We start from the raw sequence: 24,974 nt of genomic DNA, 5'->3' as shown, positions 1-24,974 counted from the left end.
ATTATAGTTTTAAAGTTGCTCCAAAACTGAATGTTCTAGAAGTTGGATAACTTGCATAATCGATACCGATAGATTGATTTCCTCCGTTTGATTTTGGGCTGTTGATTAACGGATCATAACCTGTATAGTTTGTAATCGTAATCAAGTTCTGACCTGTAACATAAAGTGTTAATCCGTTGATCCAGTTTAATCCTTTTAAGTCAAAATTGTAACCAATACGAGCTGTATTTAATCGGATGAAATCTGATTTTTCCAAGAAAAGAGTTGACAAGATTGGTGAATTGGTAGGATTTGCTCCAGACTCGTAATATCCAGTTGCCACGTTACGATCTGATGCCAGATTGTTTATGTTTAATGCATTCAAACCTGTATTATTCAATAAATAACCACCAGTTTGCCCAATGATAGAGAACGAGAATGTAAAGTTTTTGTATCTCATATCACTATTAAATCCGTAATAGAAAGTTGGAAGCGCACCTTCAATAATAATTCTATCACTATTATCAATTACACCATCTCCGTTCTGATCTTTAAAGATGTTTGCTCCATTGGCATCAAAACCAATATGCTGCAATAAATAGAAAGATCCAGCAGCATATCCGCTTTTATAGATATTTGCATTTACTCCAGATTGTCCAGGTCCTGAAATTGTTCCTGTTAAGATTTCTGAAACCGGCAAATCTTCAATTTTGTTATGTAAGGTTGCCCCATTCATATCAATATTCCAAGAAAAATCTTTAGTATCCACTATCTTAGAACCTAACATAAACTCGATACCTTTATTGATAATTTTACCGTCAATATTGGTCCAGATTGTAGTTGTTGGACTCAAAGCTTGAGAAGGAACATTCAAAATAGCATCTGTAGTTGTTTTATTGAAATAATCTAACGTTCCGTACAATTTGTCGTTCCATAAATTGAAATCTAAACCTACGTTAAATTGCGTCACAACCTCCCATTTCAAATCAGGATTTGGCGTTCTATTTACAGAAACTCCGTTTACTAGATTTAAATCGTCGTATAAATAATATCCATCAGCGCCAGACAATGAGTAACTTGCCTGAGTAATTTTATTTTCAACTTCTTGGTTTCCTGTTTGTCCCCAGCTCGCTCTTAGTTTTAAATTGTTTAATGTCGAAGAGTCTTTTAGGAAACTTTCGTTTGCAATATTCCATCCTAAAGCAAATGATGGGAAATAACCATACTTATTGTTTTTACCAAAACGAGTCGATCCGTCACCTCTCATAGAAGCTGTTAAAAGATATCTATTATCAAAACCATAATTCAACCTTCCAAAATAAGACTGCAGCTCATTCTCTTGCGCATAACCTGTTGTTCCAGATTGTGTTCCTTTGAAACCAGGATTTATGGAAGGCGGAATACCTTCTCCTTGATTCGAAATTCCATCAATACTGAAAGCTGTTCCCGATCTTTCAAATTTTTGGTATGAAAAACCTCCCAAAGCTTCAATTTTATGCTTATCTAAATTTAAATTATAAGTTAGGTAATGCTCTACCAAAGAGTTTTTAGAATCTAAATTGTTCTGAACGTATTTCCCTTTCGGATTCAAATCTGTCAAGTTTGGAAAAATAGTCGTATTTCTTTCCGACATTGAACGATCGATACCAAGGTTTAATTTATACTCTAATCCGTTCACGATTCTTAAAGAAGCTTCAAAGTTTCCTAAAACTCTTAAAGTACGTGTCTGATCGGTATAAATGCTTAATAGATATGCTGGGTTGTAATGCGCATTCATATTAAAATTGGTATAATTTCCATTCGCATCAAAAACAGATCTAGTTGGGTTTGCCATTAACGTATGAACCAGCAATTGTCCGTTCGAACCTCCGTCATCACTTGTTGGAACACCATCATCTTTGGTTTCACTAGCAGTAAGATTAAATTTTAATTTTAAACGTTTATTGTCTAGAAATGACTCAGCAGCATTAATTCTTCCTGTTAAACGCTTAAAATTGCTATTTCTAATAATACCTTCTTGATCCAATTGAGACACAGAAGCATAATAATTTCCTGATTCTGTTTGTTTAGAAAATGCCAGCGAATTGCTTTTTGTAATAGCCTCTCTAAAAATAACATCTTGCCAATCTGTATTACCGCCATGATCAAAAGCTTTATCTTTAATTGCATTTCTATATTGGTCTGCACTCAAAACATCTAATTTGTTTGCTACTGTAGAAATCCCTAAAGACGAATCAAAAGTTAGAGTTCCGTCTCCTTTTGCTCCTTTTTTAGTCGTTACCAAAACAACTCCATTAGATCCTCTAGCTCCGTAAATTGCAGATGCAGATGCATCTTTCAAAACTGTAATAGATTCGATATCATTATTATTCAAAAAGTTCAAAGGGTTTTTAGCTTGAGAACTTCCAAAACCAACATTCGTTCCCGATGGACTCACATCGTCATTAGACAACGGAATTCCGTCCACAACAAACAAAGGTGTGCTTCCGCTTCTAATCGATCCAACACCTCTAATGGTTACGTTTACTCCTGCTCCTGGCTCACCGCTTGTACTCACCACACGAACACCGGCAACTTTTCCTTGAATTAAATTATCTGGCGAAATACTTACTCCTTGTTTAAAGTTTGCTGCTTCCAATTGCGTAACTGCTCCCGTAACGTCTTTTTTAGATTGTTTTCCGTAACCCACAACCAAAACTTCATTTAATTCTGCAGTAGCCGGCTCTAATTGGATTGTCATAAAACCACTCTGTGCAGCAATCGTTTTAGATTTATATCCTACATACGAAACATCGATTGTTTTTCCTTCTCCAACAGTAATTTCAAAAACACCATCAAAATCAGTTACTGTTGAATTTGAAGTACTTGTTTCTATTACAGATGCTCCAGGAATTGGCAATTTATTTTCGTCTACTACTTTACCTTTTACTTTAATTCTCTCAACTGCTTTTGTATTTACTGCTTTTGGTTCAGCTGTTTTCTGAATTAAAATTAATTTCCCATTAATGTTATAATTGAAATTGGCTTTTTTAGAAAGATCATTCAAAATTGCCGTAATAGACTCTGTATTATAATTTACTGTATAGGCTGTATTATCAGCAATTACAGCTTGTCCGTAACTGAATTTGTAATCAGTCTGTTGTGTTAATTTTGAAAAAATAGAAACAAGAGTAGCTTTTTCTATTTTATTTGCTACTTTTGACTCTTTTAACAAATTAGTTTTACTATAGCCGCTCTGAAAGGCAAGTAAAGCCAGAACTAAAAAGACAAAACTCTTTAGATTTAAATAAGAAGGTTTAAAATACATGATTTAAGTAATTGTTTTTACGATGCTTAATTATTAATGGCAGTTGTTCCCGCAACTGCTTTTTTTGTTTTTAATCCACTTTTACTATTTCGCCATAAACTTTGAATTTTAGGTTTGTGATATAATTTATTTGTTCCAAAACATTTTCTAATGTCGCGTCCTTCTTAATGAATACCGTTAACGGCGTTGCTAATACGTGTTCGTTATTATACTTAAATGAAACTCCGTATTTATATTGTAAAATGGTAATAACCTGTTTTAATGTAGTTTGATCTAGCGTAACATCTTCATTGTACCAATTCACCAAAAATGCTTTATCAGCCATTTGTTTGGTTAATTTTTGACCTTCAAATAAAGCTTCTTGATTAGGCACCAAATCAACGCTCTGTCCTTTTCCAGAAACATTTACTTTTCCGGTGACCACAATTACCTTACAGTTTAATTTTGATAATTGAATGTGAAATGAAGTTCCTACAACTCTGGTTTGTATTTCGCCAGAATGAATAATAAAAGGATGCTGTTTGTCTTTGGCGACTTCAAAAAACGCATTTCCTTTTAGTAAAGAAACCGTTCTTTGATCGCCTGCAAATTTTTCAGGATACTGAAATAAAGAGTTAGCTGCCAGATAAATTTTCGAACCGTCACTTAATTGGATAGATTTGGGAATCGATGACGTTTTAAATGTGATTTGTTTTTGGTCTAAAACATTTGGTCTCAAGAAAAATCCCAAACCAAGCAGAAAAAGAATGCTGGCAGCAGCTATATATTTTAAATAAGGACGGAAAGATCTCTTTCTTCCAATTCTTAACTGAATTTCGTCGTACATATTTTGAGATTCGATTTCTGGATTTCCCATAAGATCATTATCCCATTCTGATTTTTGATATTCGCTGAAAGCAAAATCATGTAATAAATTTTCTTCTGCCGATGAAGCTTTTCCTCGCGAACTTTTATCCAGCAGAAACTCTAAACTATGTTTGATTCTTTTTACCATAAATACTTATTGTTATGAATAAGTACCAGAATCACGAAATCGTACTATCGCCGAATATTATGAAAACATCAAGCGAAAGTTATCTTAAAATTTTTGATTGAAAATAATGAATGGAGCTAGCCAAGCCAAGTCTTTTAAGCCTTCTCGAAGTTGTTTTACCGCCGATGAAATCTGATTTTTTACGGTTTGTTTCGAAATTCCAAGTTCTTCTGCAATCTGATCGATTGTCATATCTTGAAATTTGTACATTAGTAAAACCTCTTTTCTTTTTTCTGGAAGTTTGTCTAATGCTGCATAAAGCAGATCCATCACTTCTGGATCAATAGTCGAAAAATTATCTATAATGTAGTCTTCGAATTTTTCTTCTAAAATCGTCTTATCAAAACGATTGTTCTGATAATGTTTAAAAACCTGATTCTTAACCGCACGAAACAAAAAAGGTTCAATTGCATTAATATTCAGTTCTTCTTTTCTTTCCCATAAATCCACAAAAACATCCTGAACAATGTTCTGTGCCAAGTCTTTATCCTGAATCATCGTATAAGAAAACGCATTAAGCTTTTTCCAATATTGATTATACGTTTGTTCAAAAATTTCAGGATTATTCATATTGCAATTACAGGCTTTTTAATATCGTAAAATAATAAAATGAAAACCCAATGCTTTTTGCGTCAAGGTTATCTTTAAATTAAAAAATAAACACGTTTGCTATATTAATACTACTTTTTCAAGACAGAAATAGAAATGTCTTTGCGATTTCTTTTTTTTAATCTAACATAGAAACCAATACCAGATTTTAACTTAGTCCCTTTCAAAAAATGCAATTTTCTTTTGATGCGTCCCCAGTCAAACAGTATTAATTACATTTTAGAATCATGAAACCATTTTTGTTCACATTATTATTTGCCAGCGCTGTAAATTTTGGCGTTCAAGCACAAAACGACAATCTGAAAATAAACCAGATTCAGGTTATCGGATCGCATAACAGTTATCGACACGCGATCGAAACAGACTTATACAATACCATTCAGGCACGAGATACTTCTCGATCGCTTCAAGGTTTGCAATACACTCATATTAGTATTACAGATCAATTAAACAAAGGGCTACGCAATCTGGAAATCGATATTTTTGCTGACGCGAAAGGCGGAAAATATGCGCATCCTAAAGGTTTAGATATTGCAAAATCTGAAGAAGCTTACGATCCTGATGGATTAATGAAAAAACCAGGTTTTAAGGTTTTCCATATGCAGGACATCGATTTTAGAACTTCTTGCTATACTTTCGAAATCTGTCTGCAGGAACTAAAAAAATGGTCAGATGCCAATCCAAATCACGTTCCGGTTTTTATCACTTTAGAACCAAAAGACGGCGATGCCAATTTCTTTGGGACAAAACCAGAAGATTTCACAGCAGCCGTTTTTGACGAAATGGATAAAGTAATCCGAAAAGAATTAGGAAAAGACAAATTGATTACGCCAGATATGGTGCGAGGAAAATATAAAACACTCGAAGAAGCCGTTTTGCATGGCAACTGGCCAACATTAAAAGAAGCAAAAGGACGATTTTTATTCTTATTAGATAATAACGGCGCAAAAAGAGATTTGTACGCATTGAATCATCCGTCCCTTAGGGGACGCGCCGTTTTTATTAACGCCGAACCCGGAAAACCAGAAGCTGCAGCATTATTCAGAAACAATTCTGAAGATCCGCAAATTGAAGATTTAGTAAAAAAAGGATACATCATACGAACAAGAGCAGATTCTGATACCAAAGAAGCACGCGCTAACGATTATTCGCATTTTGAAGCGGCTAAAAAATCAGGCGCGCAAATCATCACAACCGATTATTATCTGCCAAGTACTTTCTTTAATTCACCATATCAAATCAAATATGATGATGGAAGTTATGTTAGAAATAATCCTGTTACTGGAAAATAGTTTTTTTTGTTTCAGGTTTTAGGTTTCAAGTTATTTCTGGAACTTGAAACTTGAAACAATAATAATTTTAACCGCAAAGTTCGCTAAGATTTTTTATTTAAGATTGCGTTTACAAACGCAAAGTTCGCAAAGCTTTTCAAATATAGCCCGCGGTTTCAACCGCGGGAACGCTCAGGTAGAAAACATGCATGATGCTCGTTTAGAAATGTAGAGAGGACGATGATATACATTGTGTTCCTGCGGTTGAAACCACAGGCTATGTTTGATAATTATTCTTTTTAAAAACATAAAATCCACGAAGCTTTGCGATCTCATTTATTTTATAAATCATGCTCAAAAACCTTTGCGAACTTTGCGTAACTCTTTGCGCCATTTGCGCCATTTGCGCTAAAAAAACAAAACCTATGAATTCAAGATATACATTTTTACATATACTGTTCTTTGTCGTTTTTTTCAACAATAATGCATCCGCACAAAAAGCAAAAAACCTCAACGGAACACAAATCGCATTTTTATCCGATGTGCATTTACAGGATTTATTTGGCCAGTTTTCAGATTCAGATTATAAAGGCGTTTTGAATCCGAAAACGGGACAATATGTTTTGGTGCGAACCATGTCATCTCAGCTTCACTCTACACGTATTTTCAATGAAAATTATTTTGCCTTTATAGCCGCTTTAGAAGATATCGCAAAGCGAAAAATCAAATATGCAGCACTTCCCGGAGATTATACAGATGACGGCCAGCCAATTCATGTTCGCGGATTAGCCAAAATATTAGACCAATACACCAAAAAATACGGAATCGAATTCTTCATTACCACAGGAAATCATGATCCAGTTGGGCCGTTTGCGCAAGAATCTGGGAAAGAAGATTTCTTAGGCAGAGAAGGCAAAAGTCAACCCATTTATAGCAAAGAAGGCCTTTATAAGCCAAATCTAAACATCGAACAGCCAGTAGTTGTTACCGCCGACATTGCTAAAATGGGTTATTTAGGAATTACAGATCAGCTTCAGAATTTTGGTTTTTATCCCAATAAAAAATACAAATTCTGGGCAACACCATTTTCTACTTATTCAAGCGAAAATTATACATTCGAAAAAGCTTTAGAAAGTGCGAAATTAGCAAATCGAGTGTACGAAGTAGCGCCAGGTTATGAAGTTCCAGATGTTAGTTATGTTGTAGAACCTATTGGCGGACTTTGGCTAATGGCTATTGATGGAAATGTTTATATACCCAAGAAAAATGCTTCCGCAGAAAAAGATTCTAAGAATTACAGCGAAGCCAGCACAGGATACAACAATGTGCTTACGAATAAAAAACATCTTATAAAATGGGTTGAAGCTATTTCGGCGGAAGCCAAAAAACAAGGAAAAACATTAATTGCTTTCAGTCATTTTCCAATGATTGATTTTAATGATGATGCTTCGGCAGAAATCAAAGAATTGCTTGGTCCTAACAAATGGCAATTAAATCGTGTTCCTGTTGAGGAAGTCGCACAAGTATTTGCAGATGCAGGACTTAAAATTCATTTTGGCGGACATATGCACATCAACGATACAGGAGTTAGAACTTCTGCAAAAGGAAATACTTTGGTTAATATCCAAACACCATCTTTAGCAGCTTATATTCCTGCTTACAAATTATTGACTTTCAAAAAGGATAATCTTCTAGATATTCAAACTATTACTATTGACAATGTTTCAAGGTACAACGAACTTTTTGATTTGTATAAAATGGAATATCAGTTTTTGGAAAGTCAGAACGCACAAGACATTTGGAATATTGACATCTTAAAAACAAAAAACTATCATGATTTTACCGATTTTCATTTAAAAGAATTAGTTCGTCTTCGATTTCTAAAAGACGATTGGCCTTCTGCTTTCAAGGATTTTATATTGAATGTTTCTGCAAAAGATTTACTGGTTTTAGCCAATATGCAATCCGATAAAGATTTTGATTTCATACTGAAAAATAAAGAGCAATTTCAAGAACAATGGAAGGAAGCTGAAGCGAAATCAGAAAAAATCTTAGTTCAGAATAATCTCAAAAAAGAAAACCTCAATTGGACGGGTTATGATCTTCTGGTAGATTTTTATCGTTTTAGAAGCGCAGATGAATTGGCTCTTACCGATGTTGGAATTCAGAGAGCGAAAGAATACAAAGTTTTGTCTAATTTATTTTTAGAAGGTTCTAAAGCTGATTTTTCAAAAGATAATCCGTTGCAAAAACAGATGAAGTTATTCCTGATTATCTTCAATAAATTCATGCATGAAGTTCCTGCAGATCATTTTACAGTTGATTTGAAAAATGGTGCGATTAAGAGTATCAAGTAATTCTTTTTTTAACCGCAAAGCACGCAAAGTTTTTTATCTCTACTGACTTATTAAAAACGCAAAGTTCGCAAAGCTAAACTTAAAGCTTTGCGAACTTTTTTTTTATAAAATTTAGCTTAAAAAAAATTTGCGCTCTTTGCGGTTAAAACCTAAAATCCAAGTTTTTCACTTAATTCTTCATAAGAACTAAAAAGCTCCGCTCCTTCTTCTTCTAAATCTTCATTGTTAAAACCATTTGCAAAACCGTACACTTTAAATCCCCCACTTACGCCAGCTTTAACGCCAGCTTTACTGTCTTCAACAACAATACAATCTTTTACGTCAAATCCCATTACTGCGGCAGCGTGAAGAAATATTCCGGGTTCTGGTTTCCAGCTGCCAATTTGGTATGAACTGAATATTTTATTTTCAAATCTATCCAATAGCTCTGCTACCTCAAGATTCAAACGAATTTTTTCTTCTGGTCCGCTCGATGCAACACAATACAGAATCTTCAATTTTTCAATATTTTCGATAAAATCAATAATACCTTCCATTGGTTTTACTTGGGTTTTAAAAGCCTCAAAACTCTTTTCACGATATTCTGTTTCAAAATTTTCAGGGAGCTTTTGATCAATTGCTTCTTCAATATGTCTGAAACAATCTTTTAGATTTCGCCCATTAAAATGACGATACGCATCTTCCAATTCCATTTCAAATCCATGTTCTTGCGCCATTGCAAGCAATATTCCGTTACCAATTTTCTCTGTATCGACCAAAACACCATCACAATCGAAAATAATACATTTAACCATTTCTGTTGATTTTCATTTAATTATAAATCCCTTCTGAAGTAAAATCAGGAAATGTAAATTACGAAAAATAATCTATTTCCCCCTTTAAAAGCTTTTCTGTTCATTTTCAACATTCTGTACAGAATTACTCCTATTCTGTATTTTCAATTCCGTTTTGATTTGTACTTTTATAATCCTATCAAACCTAATTTTTGAAATATTAAAAACCAAAGAATTTTGAAAAAACATCTTTTTATCATAACCATTCTGACAGCTAATTTTGCTGCTTTTTCTCAGAATAAAATCATTACGATTACCAACAATTTAAAAGTTGGCCGAGAATTTGAAACCGTCGAATTGACTAAAAAATCACTTGGGTTACATGCAGATTCAAAGCTTGAAAATTATGCCGTAAAAGACATTAGCAATAATACTTTTTTGGAAACACAAACTGTAGATAATGATAGCGATGGAAATGCTGATGTTCTACTTTTTCAGCCTAAAATAAAAGCTTCTTCTAAACAGGATTTTGAAGTTTTGGTGGGAACAAATCCTAACGCTTCAAAAATAGTCAGCTGTTATTCTCGATTTGTTCCAGAACGTACAGACGATTATGCTTGGGAAAACAATAAAGTGGCTTTTAGAACTTACGGACCTGTAGCCCAAAAAATGGTCGAGGATAAAATTCCAGGTGGAACTTTAACCAGCGGAATCGATGCCTGGCTCAAAAGAGTCGATTATCCAATCATTAATAAATGGTACGAAAAAGCCACTAACGGAACAGGAACGTATCATAAAGACACTGGTGAAGGTCTGGACAATTTTCATGTGGGCGACAGCCGCGGTGTGGGCGGAATTGCAGTAAATGTAGATGGGAAATATTATTTCTCTAAAAATTTCATCAGCTGGAAAACCATTACAACGGGCCCAATTAGAACCATTTTTATTCTAACTTATGCCGATTGGGACGCAAAAGGAAATAAAATAACGGAATCAAAATTAATCAGTTTAGATTACGGAAGCCAGCTTTCGCGCTTTGAAATTAATATTACTGGAACCAAACAAATTGCCGCAGGATTAACGCTTCATGAGAAAAAAGGAACTATTGGAACAAATCTTAAAGAAGGCTGGCTAAGCTATTGGGAGCCAATCGACGATTCTGAAATTGGAATAGGTTTAGTTGCTCCAAAAAACACTTTACTAAGTTTTGACAATCATGTTACGGACGAAAAAGACCTGAGCAATCTGTACGGAAATATTGCGGTTAAAAACAACAAAGCTATTTATTATGTTGGTTTCGGATGGAAAAAAGGAAGTCCGTTCCAGACTAAACAAGAATGGGAAAAGTATTTGAGTTCTTTTGCTGAAAAGATTAATAATCCTTTGATTGTGAAGGTGAAGAAGTGATTTTTTCTACCACTAAGACTCTAAGAATCAAAGCTTTTGTTTTCTTAATTAAACATAGCCCGTGGTTTCAACCACGGGAAACGAATTGATATTACGCATTATTGTGTTCCCGTGGTTGAAACCACAGGCTATGATATCAAACCTATTTGTAATTGTGTAACAATACCTGACAGGTTTTAAAAACCTGTCAGGTATTGTTATAAAATTTATCTTCTTGCAGGAAAATAATTCTCCTTCAAAATAATCTCTAACGGAATATAATGTGTCTTTTCAGTTTCTTCTTGAAGAACCAGTTTTTTATACAGATAATTGATTCCCAAATAGCCTTGCTCTTCTGGCCTTTGATTGATTAAGAAATCAATTACACCTTTATTTAGATATTCAATATTTTCCTTTAGCAAATCAAAACCGATTATTCTGACACCTTTTATATTGTTTTTATTTAAAAATTCGGCAACAATATAAGCTCTAGAATTGGGTACAAAAACACTGTTTACTCCCGAAAACATTTCCAAACTTAATTGATCAATTCCAGAATCTTTTAAAGTTACTTCTGAGAATTTAAAATGAGTCAATTCGTTATGATCTTCAAAATAAGAATAAAATCCTTTTATACGCTGCTGATACACAGAAGTACTTTCAATCTCACGGGTAATTTTAAAAATCAAAATTTGTCTTTCATTTTTTACTGCAAAACTGATTAACCTTCCTGCCAAATACCCACTCTGAAAAGCATCCTGTCCCACATAAGCATGCTCATTCTCCTCAGAAATATTCGAATCAATCATGACGATTGGAATATTTTTCTTTTCATATTCCTTTAAAAACTGCACCGAATCGGCATAAAAAATTGGAGCAAATAATAAACCGTCACAATCAAACTCCATTATTTTCTGCACCGTTTCTTTAAAAGACATCAAATTATAATCGTAAAAAAAGTAATCCAGTACGATTCCGAATTTGCTAAACTCCAGAGCTGCTTTTTCTATACCTTCTGCCTGACTTTTCCAATATTCTAAAGTTTCGGATTTTGGAAGAAAAACAGCAAAATGAAATTTCTTGTTCAGCGCCAGATTACTTGCCAGAATATTTCGCGTATAGCCAAACTCCTCAATAATCGCATTGACTTTATCAACGGTTTCTTGAGCAACTTGCCCTCGTTTGTGTATAATCCTGTCGACTGTTCCAGCAGAGACATTGGCTAATTCGGCAATCTTTTTAATTGTTATGATATTGATTTTTTTTAAGTTAAAAATATGATAGCAGTCGGGTAAAATTAATTTATTTTATTAAAAATAAGTTGTTTTACATCACTTTTTGCATACATTTGTACAATTACCGTGTACGCACACGCAAATATACACATTACATTAAAAAACCAAAATAAAACCGTACAAAATGATAATAGACTCATTACATAATGCAGCAAAATACTATGGTCTGCATCCAAATTTCAAAAAAGCATTTGAATATGTAGACCAAAATGATATTGCCAATCTTGAAGAAGGAGCTTATGAAATTGGCGAAGGCTTAAAACTAATTGTAATTGTTGGCGAAGGAAGCACAAGAGAAGAAAGCATTAAAGGTTTTGAATGCCATGATAAAAACATCGATATTCAGATTTCAATAATTGGTCCAGAAACTTTTGCATGGAAACCTAGAGAAAAATGCATAAGCCCAAATGGAGACTATAGTGATGAAAGAGATGTTCGTTTCTTTCATGACAAACCCGATATGTTTTTTGAAATAAAAGAAAAACAATTTACAATTCTTTTTCCAGAAGATGTTCATTCTGCTATGATTGGAAGCGGGCCATTGAAAAAAATTGTAATCAAAGTAAAAATATAAGTAATGAGTACCATTCAGAACTCTATCGATGTTATTCTAAAACAAGGAATGCTTCCACTCTATTTCAATGCTGACGAAAGCAAAAGCATTGCAGTTTTGAAATCATTGTACAATGTTGGAATCAGAGCTGTAGAATATACAAGCCGTGGCCCTGAGGCACTTTCAAACTTCAAAAAAATGATTGAAGTAAGAAATGCTGAAATGCCTGACATGCTTTTAGGAATTGGAACTATCAAAAATTTAGCACAAGCTGAAACCTATTATTTAGCTGGCGCCGACTTTTTTATAAGTCCAGGATTTGTTCCTGAAGTGGCTTCGTTTCTAATTTCAAAAGAAGTTATATACGCTCCTGGCTGTATGACACCAACTGAAATTATTGCTGCTGAAAATGCTGGAGTAAAGTTCATCAAACTTTTCCCTGGAAATATTTTAGGCCCTGACTTTATGAGCGGAATCAGAGATATTTTCCCAGATTTAATTTTTATGCCAACTGGCGGTGTCGACACTACCAGACAAAGCATTGAAACTTGGTTTAATGCTGGAGTTTCTGCTGTTGGTATGGGAAGCAAATTAATTAGCAAAGAAGTAATGGAATACGGTGCTTATGAGACAATTGAAAAAGAAACTAAAAGGGTTTTGGACCTGATAGAAACTATCAGAAAATAAACTCCAAATTTGAAAACCCAAATTCCAAAAACTCAGTTTGTACTTATTAGACTAATTAAAAAGTAAAAATTAATTATACAAAAATGTACTTTATTTCCAAATTGGAATTTGGAATTTAAAGTATTGGAATTTTTAAAATAACAAACATGAATTCAATATTTAATTTAAAAGGAAAAATTGCATTAATAACAGGTGGCGCTGGTGTTTTAGGAAGCAGATTTGCAAATGTTTTGGCACAGCAAGGCGTTGTGGTCGGAATCGTTTCGCAATCATTGGAAAAAGCTGAAAACACAGTAAAAGCAATCGAAGCAAACGGCGGACAAGGATTTGCTGTTCAGGCCAATGTTTTAAACAAAGAAGAATTAGAAAAAGCCAAAGATTTCATTGTTGAAAAATACGGACGTCTTGATATTCTTATCAATGCTGCGGGCGGAAATATGCCTGGTGCAACGATTCAGCCAGATCAGGCAATTTATGATATGAAAAGCGACGATTTACAAAAAGTAGTCGATTTGAATATTATTGGAACAATGCTTCCTACTCAGGTTTTTGCGGAACTTTTTGCTAAACAGAAATCAGGAAATATCATCAACATTTCGTCTGCATCGGCGCAAAGACCTTTAACGAGAGTTGTAGGTTATTCGGCTTCAAAAGCGGCAATCGACAATTTTACGCAATGGATGGCTGTTGAATTAGCCCAAAAATATGGCGAAGGACTTCGTGTAAACGCCATTTCTCCAGGCTTTTTCATTGGTGAACAAAACCGTGCTTTATTGCTTACTCCTGAAGGAAAACTAACTCCGAGAGGTGAAAAAATAATTGATCATACGCCAATGGGAAGATTTGGAACTCCTGAAGATATTGACGGTGCACTTTTATTTTTATGTAGCGATATGTCAAAATTCGTAACGGGAACTATCTTAAAAGTTGACGGCGGATTTGCCGCAACAAGCATTTAAAAACTAACTCACAAAACAACATAATACAAAATGGAACAAACATTAAGATGGTTCGGACCAAATGACCCTGTTTCTTTACAAGATATCAAACAAACTGGAGCAACCGGAATTGTAACGGCTTTACACCATATTCCAAACGGAGAAGTTTGGAGCATTGACGAAATCATTAAACGAAAAGTCGAAATCGAACACGAAAACGGAGATCCTAAAAAAGGTGCTTCTGGATTGACTTGGTCGGTTGTAGAAAGTATTCCAGTTCATGAAGACATTAAAAAACAGACTGGAAATTATCTTCAATACATTGAAAATTATAAAGAAAGCATTCGCAATTTGGCTTTGTGCGGAATCAAATGTGTTTGCTACAACTTTATGCCGGTTTTAGATTGGTCAAGAACAGATTTATCATTTACAGTAGAAGACGGTTCTAAAGCTTTACGTTTTGATATCAATGCCTTTGCTGCTTTTGAATTGTTTATTTTGAAAAGACCAGGCGCAGAAAACGAGTATTCTGAAGAACAGAAACAAAAGGCAAAAAGCTATTTTGAAGCCATGACTCCAGAAGATAAAATTAAATTGCAACAGAACATTCTGGCTGGACTTCCGGGTGCCGAAGAAGCATATACAGTTGAAGATTTTCTTGTGACTTTAAGCGCTTACAATCATATTGACAGACAAGCTTTAAAGAATAATCTTTTTCATTTTCTAAAAGAAATTATTCCTGTTGCTGAAAGTAAAGGTGTTTTGATGGCAATTCATCCTGACGATCCTCCGTACCCAATTTTAGGTTTGCCTAGAGTCGTAAGTACAGAAGAAGATTTGATGGACCTAATGAACGCCGCTCCTTCTCCATCAAACGGATTTACAATGTGTACAGGTTCTTATGGTGTTCGTGCTGATAATGATTTGCCAGGAATTGTAAGACGTCATGGCGATAAAATGAATTTTATTCACTTAAGAAGCACGCAACGAGACGAAGAAGGAAGTTTCTACGAAGCAAATCATCTCGAAGGTGATGTTGATATGTACGAAGTCGTAAAAGCAATTTTAGAAGTTGAAAAAAGAAACAACAGTCAATTGCCAATGCGTCCAGATCACGGACACCAAATGTTGGACGATTTAAAGAAAAAAACAAATCCGGGTTATTCTGCAATTGGCCGTTTAAGAGGCTTAGCAGAATTGCGAGGACTTGAATTAGGGATCAAACGATCTATATAATTTCTTTGCCACGAAGGCACACTAAGACGCAAAGTTTTTTATTTAGCCACAGATTAAAAGGATTAGATTTTTTTACGCAGATTTGGCAAATTATAGAGGAATTTATTTTGGAAAAATTATCTGCGTTTATCTGCTTAAATCTTTTAATCCCGATAGCTATCGGGAGCGTGAAACAAAAAACTTTGCGTCTCAGCGACTTTACGAGACTAAAAACACAAAGCTTAAAAAATCTTCGCGTCTTAGTGCCTTCGTGGCAAAACAAAAAAACTAACTAACCACAAAAACCACAAAACCATGATTCGCCAAGCCATTCTTATATCCTGTGGCTTTTTTATAAATACTTTGCTGGCACAGGAAATACCTAAAATTATTACTTCAAAAACGAATTATCTTCCCGATTTTAGTTATGCTGGGTATCATTTCGGCGAAAGCCAGATTCCTGAAGCTAATGGAAAAATTATTAATGCAACAGATTTTGGCGTAAAAGCAAATGACAACCTAGATGATTCAAAAGCACTTTTAAAAGCTTTTAAAGCTGCCAATGCTGCCAATGCTGTAGAAGGAAATGTAATTCTGCAATTGCCAGCTGGACGAATTATTTTAAGTGATATTTTGTATATCGAAAGAAGCAATTTTGTACTTCGCGGTGCAGGTTCTAACGAAAACGGAACTGAAATCTATTGTCCAAGGCCGATGATGTATCTTAAAGATTCTGATGTTTTGGCTGAACTTCGCGAATACTTAACCACTTTTGACAAAAGACAGCGTGAACCAGAAAATAATATAGACCTTCCTTTTTCGCAATATGCATGGTCTGGAGGTTTTATCTGGACACAGGTTCCGGGCGAACGCGTAAAATCGTATTTGGATAAATACGAACCAGAGTCTAGTTCGTTGGCGAAAGTTAGTTCAGGAAAAATGGGCGAACACATTATTGCGGTTTCTGATGTAAAAGGATTGAAAGTTGGCGATGTTGTCGAATTGCAATTGTTTAATAAAGATGGTGAGAATGGCGAAATCATCAAAGATTTATATCAGGGCGCTAAAGTAAAACCCGGTTCGCATCATTGGAAATTTCCTAAACTCCCAATTGTAAGACAGCAGGTTGAAATTACTAAAATCTCTGGTTCTAAAATTACTTTAAAAACACCTTTAACCATTTCGATTAAACCAAGTTATCAGGCGCAATTGGTCGAATGGAAACATTTAAATGAAGTTGGAATCGAGCATCTTCGTTTTACCTTTCCCGATATTCCGAGAGTCGCACATCACGTTGAACCTGGAAATAATGGCATTTTCCTGACTCGTCTTTTTAACAGTTGGGTTAAAGATATTAAAATCACCAATGCCGACAGCGGAATTCTTGCTGAAGAAGTTGCTAATGTAACCATTCAAGATATTACAACTGACGGCCCCCATTTAGCGCATTATACGGTAACTTTAGGTGGCGTGCACAATATTTTGGTAAAGAATCTTAAAATCTATAATTCGGCCGTTCATCCTTTAAGTTTCAACACTTTTGCTACTAAAAATGTGTATCAGAACTGCGAAATTTTTACAGATCCAGTTCTTGATCAGCATTCAGGAGCAAATCATCAAAACTTGTTTGACAATATTACGGTTCATTTAAAAGCTGATAAAAACAACAGTTATGCTTTGTTTGGAGGCGGCGGAGCCGATTACTGGAAACCTTCTCACGGACCTTTCAGTACATTTTGGAATTTAAATGTTCAAGTTGAAAATCCAGATGCATCAAAACCGGTTTTGTTGTACGGAATGAAAGACGGCGCTTTAGCAAGAATCATTGGTGTACACGGAAACGCAAAATTTGAAATCAAATACGACATTGATCCTTATATTGAATTTTTAAACATTCCGATTGAGAAGATTCCATCTTTGTATGATTATCAATTACAAAAACGCTTGAAATAGGCTAAAATATCTGCTACAGATTACAAAGATTAAAATGATTTTTTTTTAGCCACGAATTCACGAATTATTTGAAATATTAATTCTAACAATTCGTGAATTTGTGGCTAATTTTCAACACACAGAAAAAACAATCTTTATAATCTGTGAAATCTGTGGCAAAAAAAAAACAAAACTAAACGCTATGAAATACAAAATAGCTTTCCTCGCAATTGTATTTGTTTTCGGGAATTTGTTTTCCCAAAATAAATATCGTCTTAAAAATTTCTCTACAACCGATGGGCTTTCGCAGAGTTCTGTCATTGCCATTCATCAGGATAAATTTGGACAAATGTGGTTTGGAACCCGTGATGGTCTGAATAAATATGATGGAAGCCGATTTACCATTTTTAGGAACGATGCTGCGGATAAATATTCAATCAGCAACAATGATATTTTAGCCATCGAAGAAGACGATTCTGGAAAAATCTGGATAGGAACATACAACGGACTCAACTGTTATGATCCTATTTCTAACCGTTTTACAAGATATCTTCATACCAAAGCCAATCATACTATAAGCAATAATGCTGTTTGGAGCATCAGAGAAATTGGTGGTGAAATGTGGTTTGGAACTTCAAAAGGATTAACGATTTACAATAAAAAAACAGGATTATTTACATCGGTTTTTCATTCAGATGATGATGCTTCTACTCTTCCTAGCAATAACATTCTGAGCATTTTAAAAACTAAAGAAGGTCAAATTTGGATTGGAACAACTAAAGGTTTGTGCAAGCTCACAAATCGAATGAATGGAAAACTATTCTTTAAAAATTATCCATTAAACACAACTGATTTATTAAACGTTCAATCGGTTATTGAAGACCAAAACGGCAGTTTGTGGGTTGGAACAAAAAACAAAGGTCTTCTAAAATTTGACCAAAAACAGAAAGCTTTTGTTTCTTTTTTACCAGCTGAAAAATACCGTGAAATAAATACTGATATTCGATCTTTAATTATAGACAAACAAGGTTCTTTATGGGTTGGAGCTTATGACGGAATTTATATTTTAGGAAAAGATAAAAGTCTTCAGAAAATCAATAACAGCAATAATGCAAACGGAATCGACAAAGTAAAGTCCATTTTTATGGATAAAAAAGGTTCAATCTGGATTGGCTGTTATTACAAAGGCGTTAATCTTTGGGATGTTTCGAATGTCAATTTCTCCAATTACAATCAGAATTCGAAAAAGATTCCGATGAGTTTTGATGTCGTGAGTTCTATTATTGCCGATAAAAACCAAAACATTTATTTTGGGACTGAAGGAGGAGGGATTACGATTTATAATAGAAATAATGAATCGGTAAGTTATATCAACAGCAAAACTGGGCAGACTAATAAAAATGACATCAAAGCAATGTGCCTTTCTGATGATCATATCTTATGGATTGGCACTTTTTCTAAAGGGTTATCTGCTTACAATACCATTTCTAAAAGAATTGAAGATAATAGAATTTCTTCAGATTTAAGTGAATTGCTAAAAGATAGCGGTGTTTATGCCCTTAAAACCGAAGGTTCGATTTTATGGATTGGAACTTTCGGAAAAGGTTTAATTCGCTATAATACAATCAATAAAACTTTTGATGCTATTGGAAATGACAATACCAAACCAGTTTTCCTTACCAACAATATTCTTCGTACGATTTTAGTCGATAAACAAAACTTTCTCTGGGTTGGAACTCAAAATGGTTTGAATCGCATTCCGCTCAAAAATTTTAATCCGCAGAAATATGCTATTCAGCATTTCTTTTACGATCATTCGACTGTGTCTGGCGATGATATTCTGACTTTGTTTCAAGATTCTCAAAACAAAATTTGGGTTGGAACAAAAGCGAAAGGATTGCATTATTTTGATGGAAAAAAATTCAACCGAATCAATCTTAGAATTGGAAATACGGTTATTACTTCCATTCATTCGATTTTAGAAGATGATGATAAAAACCTTTGGATCAGTACCAATCAGGGAATTATCAAATACAGCACAATTAAAAAATCGATCCTCATTTACGATCAAAAAGACGGTTTGGCGAGCAATGAATTCAATGATAATTCGGCCTTAAAATTAAGTTCGAATCAATTTTATTTTGGAAGTCCGTCGGGGGCAACATTTTTTGATGCTACCAAAATTTCCTTGAACAAATATGCTCCACAAGTTCTAATTACTAATTTAAAAATTAAAAACGAAACGGTTCATGCACATGACAAAGAAGGTATTTTGGAACAAAGCATCGGTTTTACCAAAACGATTACTTTGGATTATGACAAGGCAAATTTCTCCATCAGTTTTGCGATTCCGAATTATATTCGATCTAAAAATAATCAATACAGTTATCGCTTAACTGGCTTAGAAAACAACTGGACCACAACTAAAAACAGCGAAGCCAATTTTGCGATTCAGAATCCAGGCACTTATACTTTTGAAGTTCGTGGCGCCAACAATGACGGCGTTTGGAATCAGAATCCGACAACGCTAACGGTTATTGTAAATCCTGCTCCGTGGCGCAGCATTTGGGCATTTATGCTTTACGGAATCGTAATTGGGTTAGGTTTATACGGTTTGATCTGGATTATGAAATCGAAAGCGAGATTGAAGCAAAAACTTGAACTGGAATATCTGGAAACGCAGCGAATTGAAGAAAACAACAAACTAAAACTGGATTTCTTTACTAATATTTCGCATGAATTCAGAACGCCTTTAACTTTGATTTTAGGTCCATTACAGCAAATTTTAGCCGATTACAACGGAACTAACGAAATGTACAAAAAGCTTCTGGTAATTGAAGGAAGCGCCAATCATTTGTTGAGTCTGATTAACCGATTAATGGATTTCAGAAAACTGGAAAACCATCAAGTTGCACTAGAATCGGCAAACGGAAACATTGTAAAATTCACCAAAGAAATCTTTCTTTCATTTATTGAATATGCCAAAGATGGCGGTTACGACTATTCTTTCGAAACTGAAAACGAAGAAATCTTAGTTTATTTTGACCGTTACAAACTCGAACGTGTGTTTTACAACTTGATTTCGAATGCTTTTAGATATACTCCAAAAGGCGGTTCGATTAAGATTAAAATCAATCACGATCAGCAGAATCTTTTTATTGCTGTTGAAGATTCGGGCGTTGGAATTGCAGAAGAACATATTGACAAAATTTTTGATTTGTTTTTTGAAGTTCCAACTCATAATCAAGTTCAGAAAAACTATAATAAAGGAACTGGAATTGGACTTTCAATCGTAAAAAACATTGTTGAACTTCATAAAGGAAAAATCGATGTTACAAACAAAACCACTGGCGGAGTCATTTTTACAGTGACTTTACCGCTTGGACGCGAACATCTTTTGGACAGCGAAATTATTCCTGATTTTAAAATAAGTGATGATATTGAGCAATACAAAGCACAATTGGAACCTTCGGAAGTTGTCGAAAATGAAGACATCGAAGATTTAATTGTAAATGAAGAAAAACAAACAATATTGATTGTTGAAGATCATAAAGTCTTGAGAAAGTTCATGAAAAATCTTCTCAAAAAAGAGTACAACATTATTGAAGCCGAAAATGGTAAAATTGCTTTAGAGAAAGCATTGAAATTTGTTCCAAACCTAATTATCAGTGATGTTATTATGCCAGAAATGGTGGGAACGGAATTGTGTTCAAAAATCAAAGAGAACATCAAAACCAGCCATATTCCAGTTATTTTATTGACTTCCCGATCTTCGTTGGTCTACAAATTTGAAGGATTGGAAAGTGGTGCAGATGATTATATTAGCAAACCATTCAATTTAATGGAATTCAGGCTTCGCGTTAAAAACCTTCTGAATACCACTGAACGTTTAAAAATCAAATTTTCAAGCGAAGACAGTTTTATTCCGTCAGAAATTACGGTTTCTTCTTTGGATGAAGAATTATTGAAAAAAGCTTTCAAAATTGTAGAGGAAAACATTTCTAACGAACAATTTGATATTCCGTTTTTCTGTTCCGAATTGGGTGTCAGCAGAACCATGCTGTTTCTAAAAATTAAAGCGTGGACGAATTGCACACCAAACGAATTCATTCATGAAATCAGATTAAAACGTGCCGCTCAATTATTAGAACAAAACAAACTAACCGTTTCTGAAATCAGTTACAAAGTCGGTTTTAATAATCCGAAATACTTTAGCAAATGCTTCCAGAAAAAGTACGGCGAGACTCCGTCTCAATATGCCGATAAATTTTATAAATCTTCTACGATTAAATTGTAAAATGTGAAATGTGAAATGTGAATTGTTAGAGGTAACTAAACTTTTCACTTTTTACTTTTTACTTTTCACTTTTTACTTTTTACTTTTTACAACTCACATTTCGCGTCTTACTTAAAAAATCCACTGTTTTAAAGGGTTAAAAAAGGGTATCTGTATTTTTAGATACCCTTTTTTGTATTTCTATATCGTTTTCGACACATACATTTGCGATATGAAAATCAAAAAAACGAGCTACTTATTGCTGCAGATTTTATTGGTCATTCTCATCATCGGAATGAGTCTATTGTTTTTCTATTTAATCTAACTTATTAACCCTAAAACCAAAAAATGAATGTTTACAAACCAAACAAACAAATCGTTTAAATGGTGTTTACTGGTATCTTTTTTACTGATAAATATCGTGATGCATGCACAAGAACGAAAAGTGACTGGAAAAATAACTTCTAGTGAAGATTTACTTGGACTTCCTGGTGCTAATGTCTATATCAAAAATTCTTCTGTAGGCGCTTCTGCCGATATGGACGGGAATTATACTGTAATAGTAGGAGAGAAAAATGCTGTTTTAGTTTTCAATTTCGTCGGATTTCAGACTGTTGAGATTCCTGTTGGAACAAAAAGTGTAATCAATGTAAGTTTAAAACCAGATACAAAAGCGCTAGACGAAGTTATTGTAGTAGGTTACGGAACTCGTAAAAAGAGCGATATAACAGGATCTGTATCTTCTATTACGGCAAAAGAGCTTACTGCTTATCCTGTTTTAAGTGCAGAGCAAGCTTTACAAGGTCGTGCTGCTGGAGTTTCGGTAATGTCTAATAATGGTGGCGAACCTGGTGCTCCAACCAAAATTAGAGTTCGTGGAGGAACATCTATCAATGCCAGCGGAGATGCTCTTATTGTTGTTGACGGTTTTGCAGGTGTTTCTATGCCAGCTCCTCAGGATATTGCTTCTATCGAGGTTCTAAAAGATGCTTCGGCAACTGCAATTTACGGATCAAGAGGTTCAAATGGAGTTATCATGGTAACAACCAAAAAAGGAAAAGCCGGAAAACCTGTAATTGAGTTCAGTAATTCGACTTCTGTTCAATCGGTAAATAACAAATTGCATTTATTAAATGCCGATCAGTTTGCGGCTTACAGAAAAAGTTTTACTACGCACACGCAAGGTCCAGCAGATACAGACTGGCAAGATGTAATTTATCGTGATGGAATGATTTCGAATTCACAATTGTCTTTTTCTGGCGGATCTGATAATGTGAGATATTATGTTTCTGGGACCTACTTTAACCAAAATGGTGTGGTTATTAATTCAGGAATTGACAGATACACGATCGTAGGAAATCTTGAGGCTGATTTGTCTCCAAAATTTAAAGTGGGTTTAAACACTTTTACAAGCAAACAGAACAAAGACGGAATTGTAAGCCAAACAAGTGCTGGAGGAACTGGTGCTGCAGGTGTAATTGCATCGGCTTATCGTTTTATGCCAGATAAAGGAATCTACAATGCTGACGGAACTTATACGACAACAGCTCCAATTGGTGATGATATTGACAATCCGTACGCAACAGCAATGGAAAATATTTTAGAAACCGTTTCTGTAACAAACCGAAACAATTTCTTTGCCCAATACCAAATCACAAAAGATCTTGATTTTAAAACTACTTTAGGTTTAACCGATAGTAATTCGCAAACAGGAAGATTTATTCCTTCAACTTTAATTGCTGGGAAAAACATCAAAGGAGAAGCTTCTGTGAACAATACTAGATTTTCTTCTTTCTTGACAGAGAATTATTTGACTTTTAAACGTGAAATTATAGACAAAGGAATCTTAACGGTTCTTGGTGGATATTCATACCAAAAAAACAAAAACGAAAATTCGTATGCGGCTTCAAGAGGATTCTTAACAAATACAAACTCTTACAGAAATTTAGGCGCTGGAACTGTTTTCTTAAAACCTGATTCTGGTTTATCTGAAACGGAATTAATTTCTGCTTTCGGAAGGTTGAATTTTGATTATGCCGACAAATATTTACTAACGTTTACAGCAAGACGAGATGGTTCTTCAAGTTTTAGTAAAAACTATAAATACGGAACTTTCCCTTCTGGTGCAATTGGATGGAACATTAGTAAAGAAAACTTCTTAAAAGACAATAAAACGGTTTCAAACTTAAAATTGAGAGCGAGTTATGGAGCAACAGGAAATCCTTCAATTGGTGCCTACTCTACTCTTTCTAGATTTTCTGAAATCTATTATGTAAGCGGTGACGTGATTACCAATGCGGTTCAGCTGACGTCATTAGATAATCCAAACTTAAAATGGGAAACGTCTTATCAGCAGGATTACGGAATTGATTTAGGTTTATTTGATAACCGAATCAGCATTACAGCAGATTATTATAAAACAATTACTAAAGATTTGTTGTTTAACAGACCGCTTCCCGGAATTTCTGGAATTGCTTCTCAGCTTCAAAATGTGGGTGAATTGGAAAATAAAGGATGGGAATTGGCTATTAATACCCGAAACTTTATTGGCGCTGATTTTACTTGGTCGACAAACTTTAATATTTCTTCAAACAAAAACAAAGTATTAAAATTGGCCGATAATAAAGATCTTTTAATCAACTCTGCTCCTGGACATTTCTTAGCAACTGAATCGCAGATTTTGAGAGTTGGACAGCCAGTTGGCTCTTTCTTCGGATTTATTTATGATGGTGTAATTCAGCAGGGAGAAACTGTTGTACCAGGAAACTTTGAAACAGCTCCAGGTGGAGAAAAATTCAGAGATGTAAATCAAGACGGAAAATTAGATTCTCAGGATAAAACGATTATCGGAAACCCGAATCCAGATTTCATCTTCGGATTCAACAATGATTTCACTTATAAAAATCTTGATTTGAATATTTTCTTCCAAGGTTCAGAAGGAGGTCAAATCTTAAACTATACTTTGATGGAATTGGCTTCTGGAAACAACAACGCTACAACTGAAGTTTTAGATGCTTGGACACCAACTCATACTGATACTAATGTTCCTGCGAATGCTGCGAGAACCAAAAGAATCACTTCAAGATTTGTTTATGATGGAAGTTACATTCGTCTAAAAAACATCTCTTTAGGATATAGTTTAGATGAAAAAATTGTTTCGAAAATGGGATTAAGCAAAGTTCGTTTTTACATCAGTGCACAAAACCTTTGGACGATTACAAATTATCCAGGTACAGACCCAGAAACCAACTACTTAAACGATTCAAATGCTAGAAGCAATACTTATCTAGGATTGGATTATGGAGGATATCCAAACGTAAGAACGTTTACAGCAGGATTCAATTTAAAATTTTAATCTAAAAC

At 34.5% G+C, this 24,974-nt stretch carries 15 protein-coding genes; 10 read left to right on the top strand and 5 right to left on the bottom strand.

All coding sequences use genetic code 11. The features are described from left to right. Position 1 precedes the first annotated feature (1 nt). The 3 genes from AC5ZCW_RS10585 to AC5ZCW_RS10575 all read right to left on the bottom strand — a co-directional run bounded on the left by AC5ZCW_RS10585 (position 2) and on the right by AC5ZCW_RS10575 (position 4,889). Positions 2 to 3,286 (bottom strand): SusC/RagA family TonB-linked outer membrane protein, encoded by a 3,285-nt coding sequence (locus tag AC5ZCW_RS10585; RefSeq protein ID WP_496119663.1) that lies wholly within the window; start codon positions 3,284 to 3,286, stop codon positions 2 to 4. Between the two features lie 70 nt (positions 3,287 to 3,356). Next, the gene (locus tag AC5ZCW_RS10580; protein ID WP_343543827.1) at positions 3,357 to 4,280 is read right to left on the bottom strand and encodes a FecR family protein; all 924 of its coding nucleotides are present in this window, start codon (positions 4,278 to 4,280) and stop codon (positions 3,357 to 3,359) included. 84 nt (positions 4,281 to 4,364) lie between these two features. Then, complete coding sequence (locus tag AC5ZCW_RS10575; RefSeq protein ID WP_343543825.1) at positions 4,365 to 4,889, bottom strand: RNA polymerase sigma-70 factor; 525 nt, start codon at positions 4,887 to 4,889, stop codon at positions 4,365 to 4,367. Between the two features lie 266 nt (positions 4,890 to 5,155). Here AC5ZCW_RS10575 and AC5ZCW_RS10570 point away from each other — a divergent pair, with 266 nt between their 5' ends. Both AC5ZCW_RS10570 and AC5ZCW_RS10565 read left to right on the top strand, forming a co-directional pair. Continuing rightward, on the top strand, positions 5,156 to 6,220 hold the full coding sequence (locus tag AC5ZCW_RS10570) for a phosphatidylinositol-specific phospholipase C1-like protein (RefSeq protein WP_496119660.1): 1,065 nt from the start codon (positions 5,156 to 5,158) through the stop codon (positions 6,218 to 6,220). A gap of 404 nt (positions 6,221 to 6,624) precedes the next feature. Further along, the gene (locus AC5ZCW_RS10565; protein WP_496119658.1) at positions 6,625 to 8,556 is read left to right on the top strand and encodes a metallophosphoesterase; all 1,932 of its coding nucleotides are present in this window, start codon (positions 6,625 to 6,627) and stop codon (positions 8,554 to 8,556) included. Between the two features lie 149 nt (positions 8,557 to 8,705). On the opposite strand, the gene AC5ZCW_RS10560 is transcribed toward AC5ZCW_RS10565, so the two are convergent. Beyond that, positions 8,706 to 9,350, bottom strand: a complete 645-nt coding sequence (locus AC5ZCW_RS10560; protein ID WP_496119656.1) for an HAD family hydrolase — start codon at positions 9,348 to 9,350, stop codon at positions 8,706 to 8,708. 216 nt (positions 9,351 to 9,566) lie between these two features. On the opposite strand from AC5ZCW_RS10560, the gene AC5ZCW_RS10555 reads away from it, so the two are divergent. Continuing rightward, a complete protein-coding gene (locus AC5ZCW_RS10555) occupies positions 9,567 to 10,736 on the top strand; it encodes a BT3233 family polysaccharide utilization protein (protein ID WP_496119654.1) in 1,170 nt (389 codons plus the stop codon). Between the two features lie 206 nt (positions 10,737 to 10,942). Here AC5ZCW_RS10555 and AC5ZCW_RS10550 read toward each other — a convergent pair whose 3' ends face one another. Then, complete coding sequence (locus tag AC5ZCW_RS10550) at positions 10,943 to 11,950, bottom strand: LacI family DNA-binding transcriptional regulator (RefSeq protein ID WP_496119735.1); 1,008 nt, start codon at positions 11,948 to 11,950, stop codon at positions 10,943 to 10,945. A gap of 184 nt (positions 11,951 to 12,134) precedes the next feature. Between AC5ZCW_RS10550 and AC5ZCW_RS10545 the strand changes: the two genes are divergently transcribed. The 7 genes from AC5ZCW_RS10545 (at position 12,135) to AC5ZCW_RS10515 (ending at position 24,966) form a co-directional block, all read left to right on the top strand. Continuing rightward, entirely contained in the window at positions 12,135 to 12,584 is a 450-nt protein-coding gene (locus AC5ZCW_RS10545) for a NanQ anomerase/TabA/YiaL family protein (RefSeq protein WP_308069369.1), read from the top strand. A gap of 3 nt (positions 12,585 to 12,587) precedes the next feature. Then, positions 12,588 to 13,250, top strand: a complete 663-nt coding sequence (locus tag AC5ZCW_RS10540; RefSeq protein WP_496119651.1) for a bifunctional 4-hydroxy-2-oxoglutarate aldolase/2-dehydro-3-deoxy-phosphogluconate aldolase — start codon at positions 12,588 to 12,590, stop codon at positions 13,248 to 13,250. Positions 13,251 to 13,396: 146 nt separating this feature from the next. Continuing rightward, entirely contained in the window at positions 13,397 to 14,209 is an 813-nt protein-coding gene (locus tag AC5ZCW_RS10535; RefSeq protein ID WP_496119649.1) for an SDR family oxidoreductase, read from the top strand. Positions 14,210 to 14,239: 30 nt separating this feature from the next. Continuing rightward, the gene (gene uxuA / locus AC5ZCW_RS10530; RefSeq protein WP_496119647.1) at positions 14,240 to 15,424 is read left to right on the top strand and encodes a mannonate dehydratase; all 1,185 of its coding nucleotides are present in this window, start codon (positions 14,240 to 14,242) and stop codon (positions 15,422 to 15,424) included. Between the two features lie 294 nt (positions 15,425 to 15,718). Continuing rightward, the gene (locus AC5ZCW_RS10525) at positions 15,719 to 17,356 is read left to right on the top strand and encodes a hypothetical protein (protein WP_496119645.1); all 1,638 of its coding nucleotides are present in this window, start codon (positions 15,719 to 15,721) and stop codon (positions 17,354 to 17,356) included. Positions 17,357 to 17,537: 181 nt separating this feature from the next. Then, positions 17,538 to 21,632, top strand: coding sequence for a two-component regulator propeller domain-containing protein (locus AC5ZCW_RS10520; RefSeq protein ID WP_496119643.1), 4,095 nt, complete (start codon positions 17,538 to 17,540; stop codon positions 21,630 to 21,632). 331 nt (positions 21,633 to 21,963) lie between these two features. Continuing rightward, on the top strand, positions 21,964 to 24,966 hold the full coding sequence (locus AC5ZCW_RS10515; RefSeq protein ID WP_496119641.1) for a SusC/RagA family TonB-linked outer membrane protein: 3,003 nt from the start codon (positions 21,964 to 21,966) through the stop codon (positions 24,964 to 24,966). Positions 24,967 to 24,974 lie beyond the last annotated feature (8 nt).

The organism is Flavobacterium sp. PLA-DH12 (assembly GCF_059511845.1).
This window is presented reverse-complemented; position numbering and strand designations above follow the sequence as displayed.

Bases quoted from the DNA above. Each gene is read 5' to 3' on its own strand.
- AC5ZCW_RS10585 (WP_496119663.1), bottom strand. From the start codon at position 3,286: ATGTATTTTAAACCTTCTTATTTAAATCTAAAGAGTTTTGTCTTTTTA.
- AC5ZCW_RS10580 (WP_343543827.1), bottom strand. From the start codon at position 4,280: ATGGTAAAAAGAATCAAACATAGTTTAGAGTTTCTGCTGGATAAAAGT.
- AC5ZCW_RS10575 (WP_343543825.1), bottom strand. From the start codon at position 4,889: ATGAATAATCCTGAAATTTTTGAACAAACGTATAATCAATATTGGAAA.
- AC5ZCW_RS10570 (WP_496119660.1), top strand. From the start codon at position 5,156: ATGAAACCATTTTTGTTCACATTATTATTTGCCAGCGCTGTAAATTTT.
- AC5ZCW_RS10565 (WP_496119658.1), top strand. From the start codon at position 6,625: ATGAATTCAAGATATACATTTTTACATATACTGTTCTTTGTCGTTTTT.
- AC5ZCW_RS10560 (WP_496119656.1), bottom strand. From the start codon at position 9,350: ATGGTTAAATGTATTATTTTCGATTGTGATGGTGTTTTGGTCGATACA.
- AC5ZCW_RS10545 (WP_308069369.1), top strand. From the start codon at position 12,135: ATGATAATAGACTCATTACATAATGCAGCAAAATACTATGGTCTGCAT.
- AC5ZCW_RS10540 (WP_496119651.1), top strand. From the start codon at position 12,588: ATGAGTACCATTCAGAACTCTATCGATGTTATTCTAAAACAAGGAATG.
- AC5ZCW_RS10535 (WP_496119649.1), top strand. From the start codon at position 13,397: ATGAATTCAATATTTAATTTAAAAGGAAAAATTGCATTAATAACAGGT.
- uxuA (WP_496119647.1), top strand. From the start codon at position 14,240: ATGGAACAAACATTAAGATGGTTCGGACCAAATGACCCTGTTTCTTTA.
- AC5ZCW_RS10525 (WP_496119645.1), top strand. From the start codon at position 15,719: ATGATTCGCCAAGCCATTCTTATATCCTGTGGCTTTTTTATAAATACT.
- AC5ZCW_RS10520 (WP_496119643.1), top strand. From the start codon at position 17,538: ATGAAATACAAAATAGCTTTCCTCGCAATTGTATTTGTTTTCGGGAAT.
- AC5ZCW_RS10515 (WP_496119641.1), top strand. From the start codon at position 21,964: ATGTTTACAAACCAAACAAACAAATCGTTTAAATGGTGTTTACTGGTA.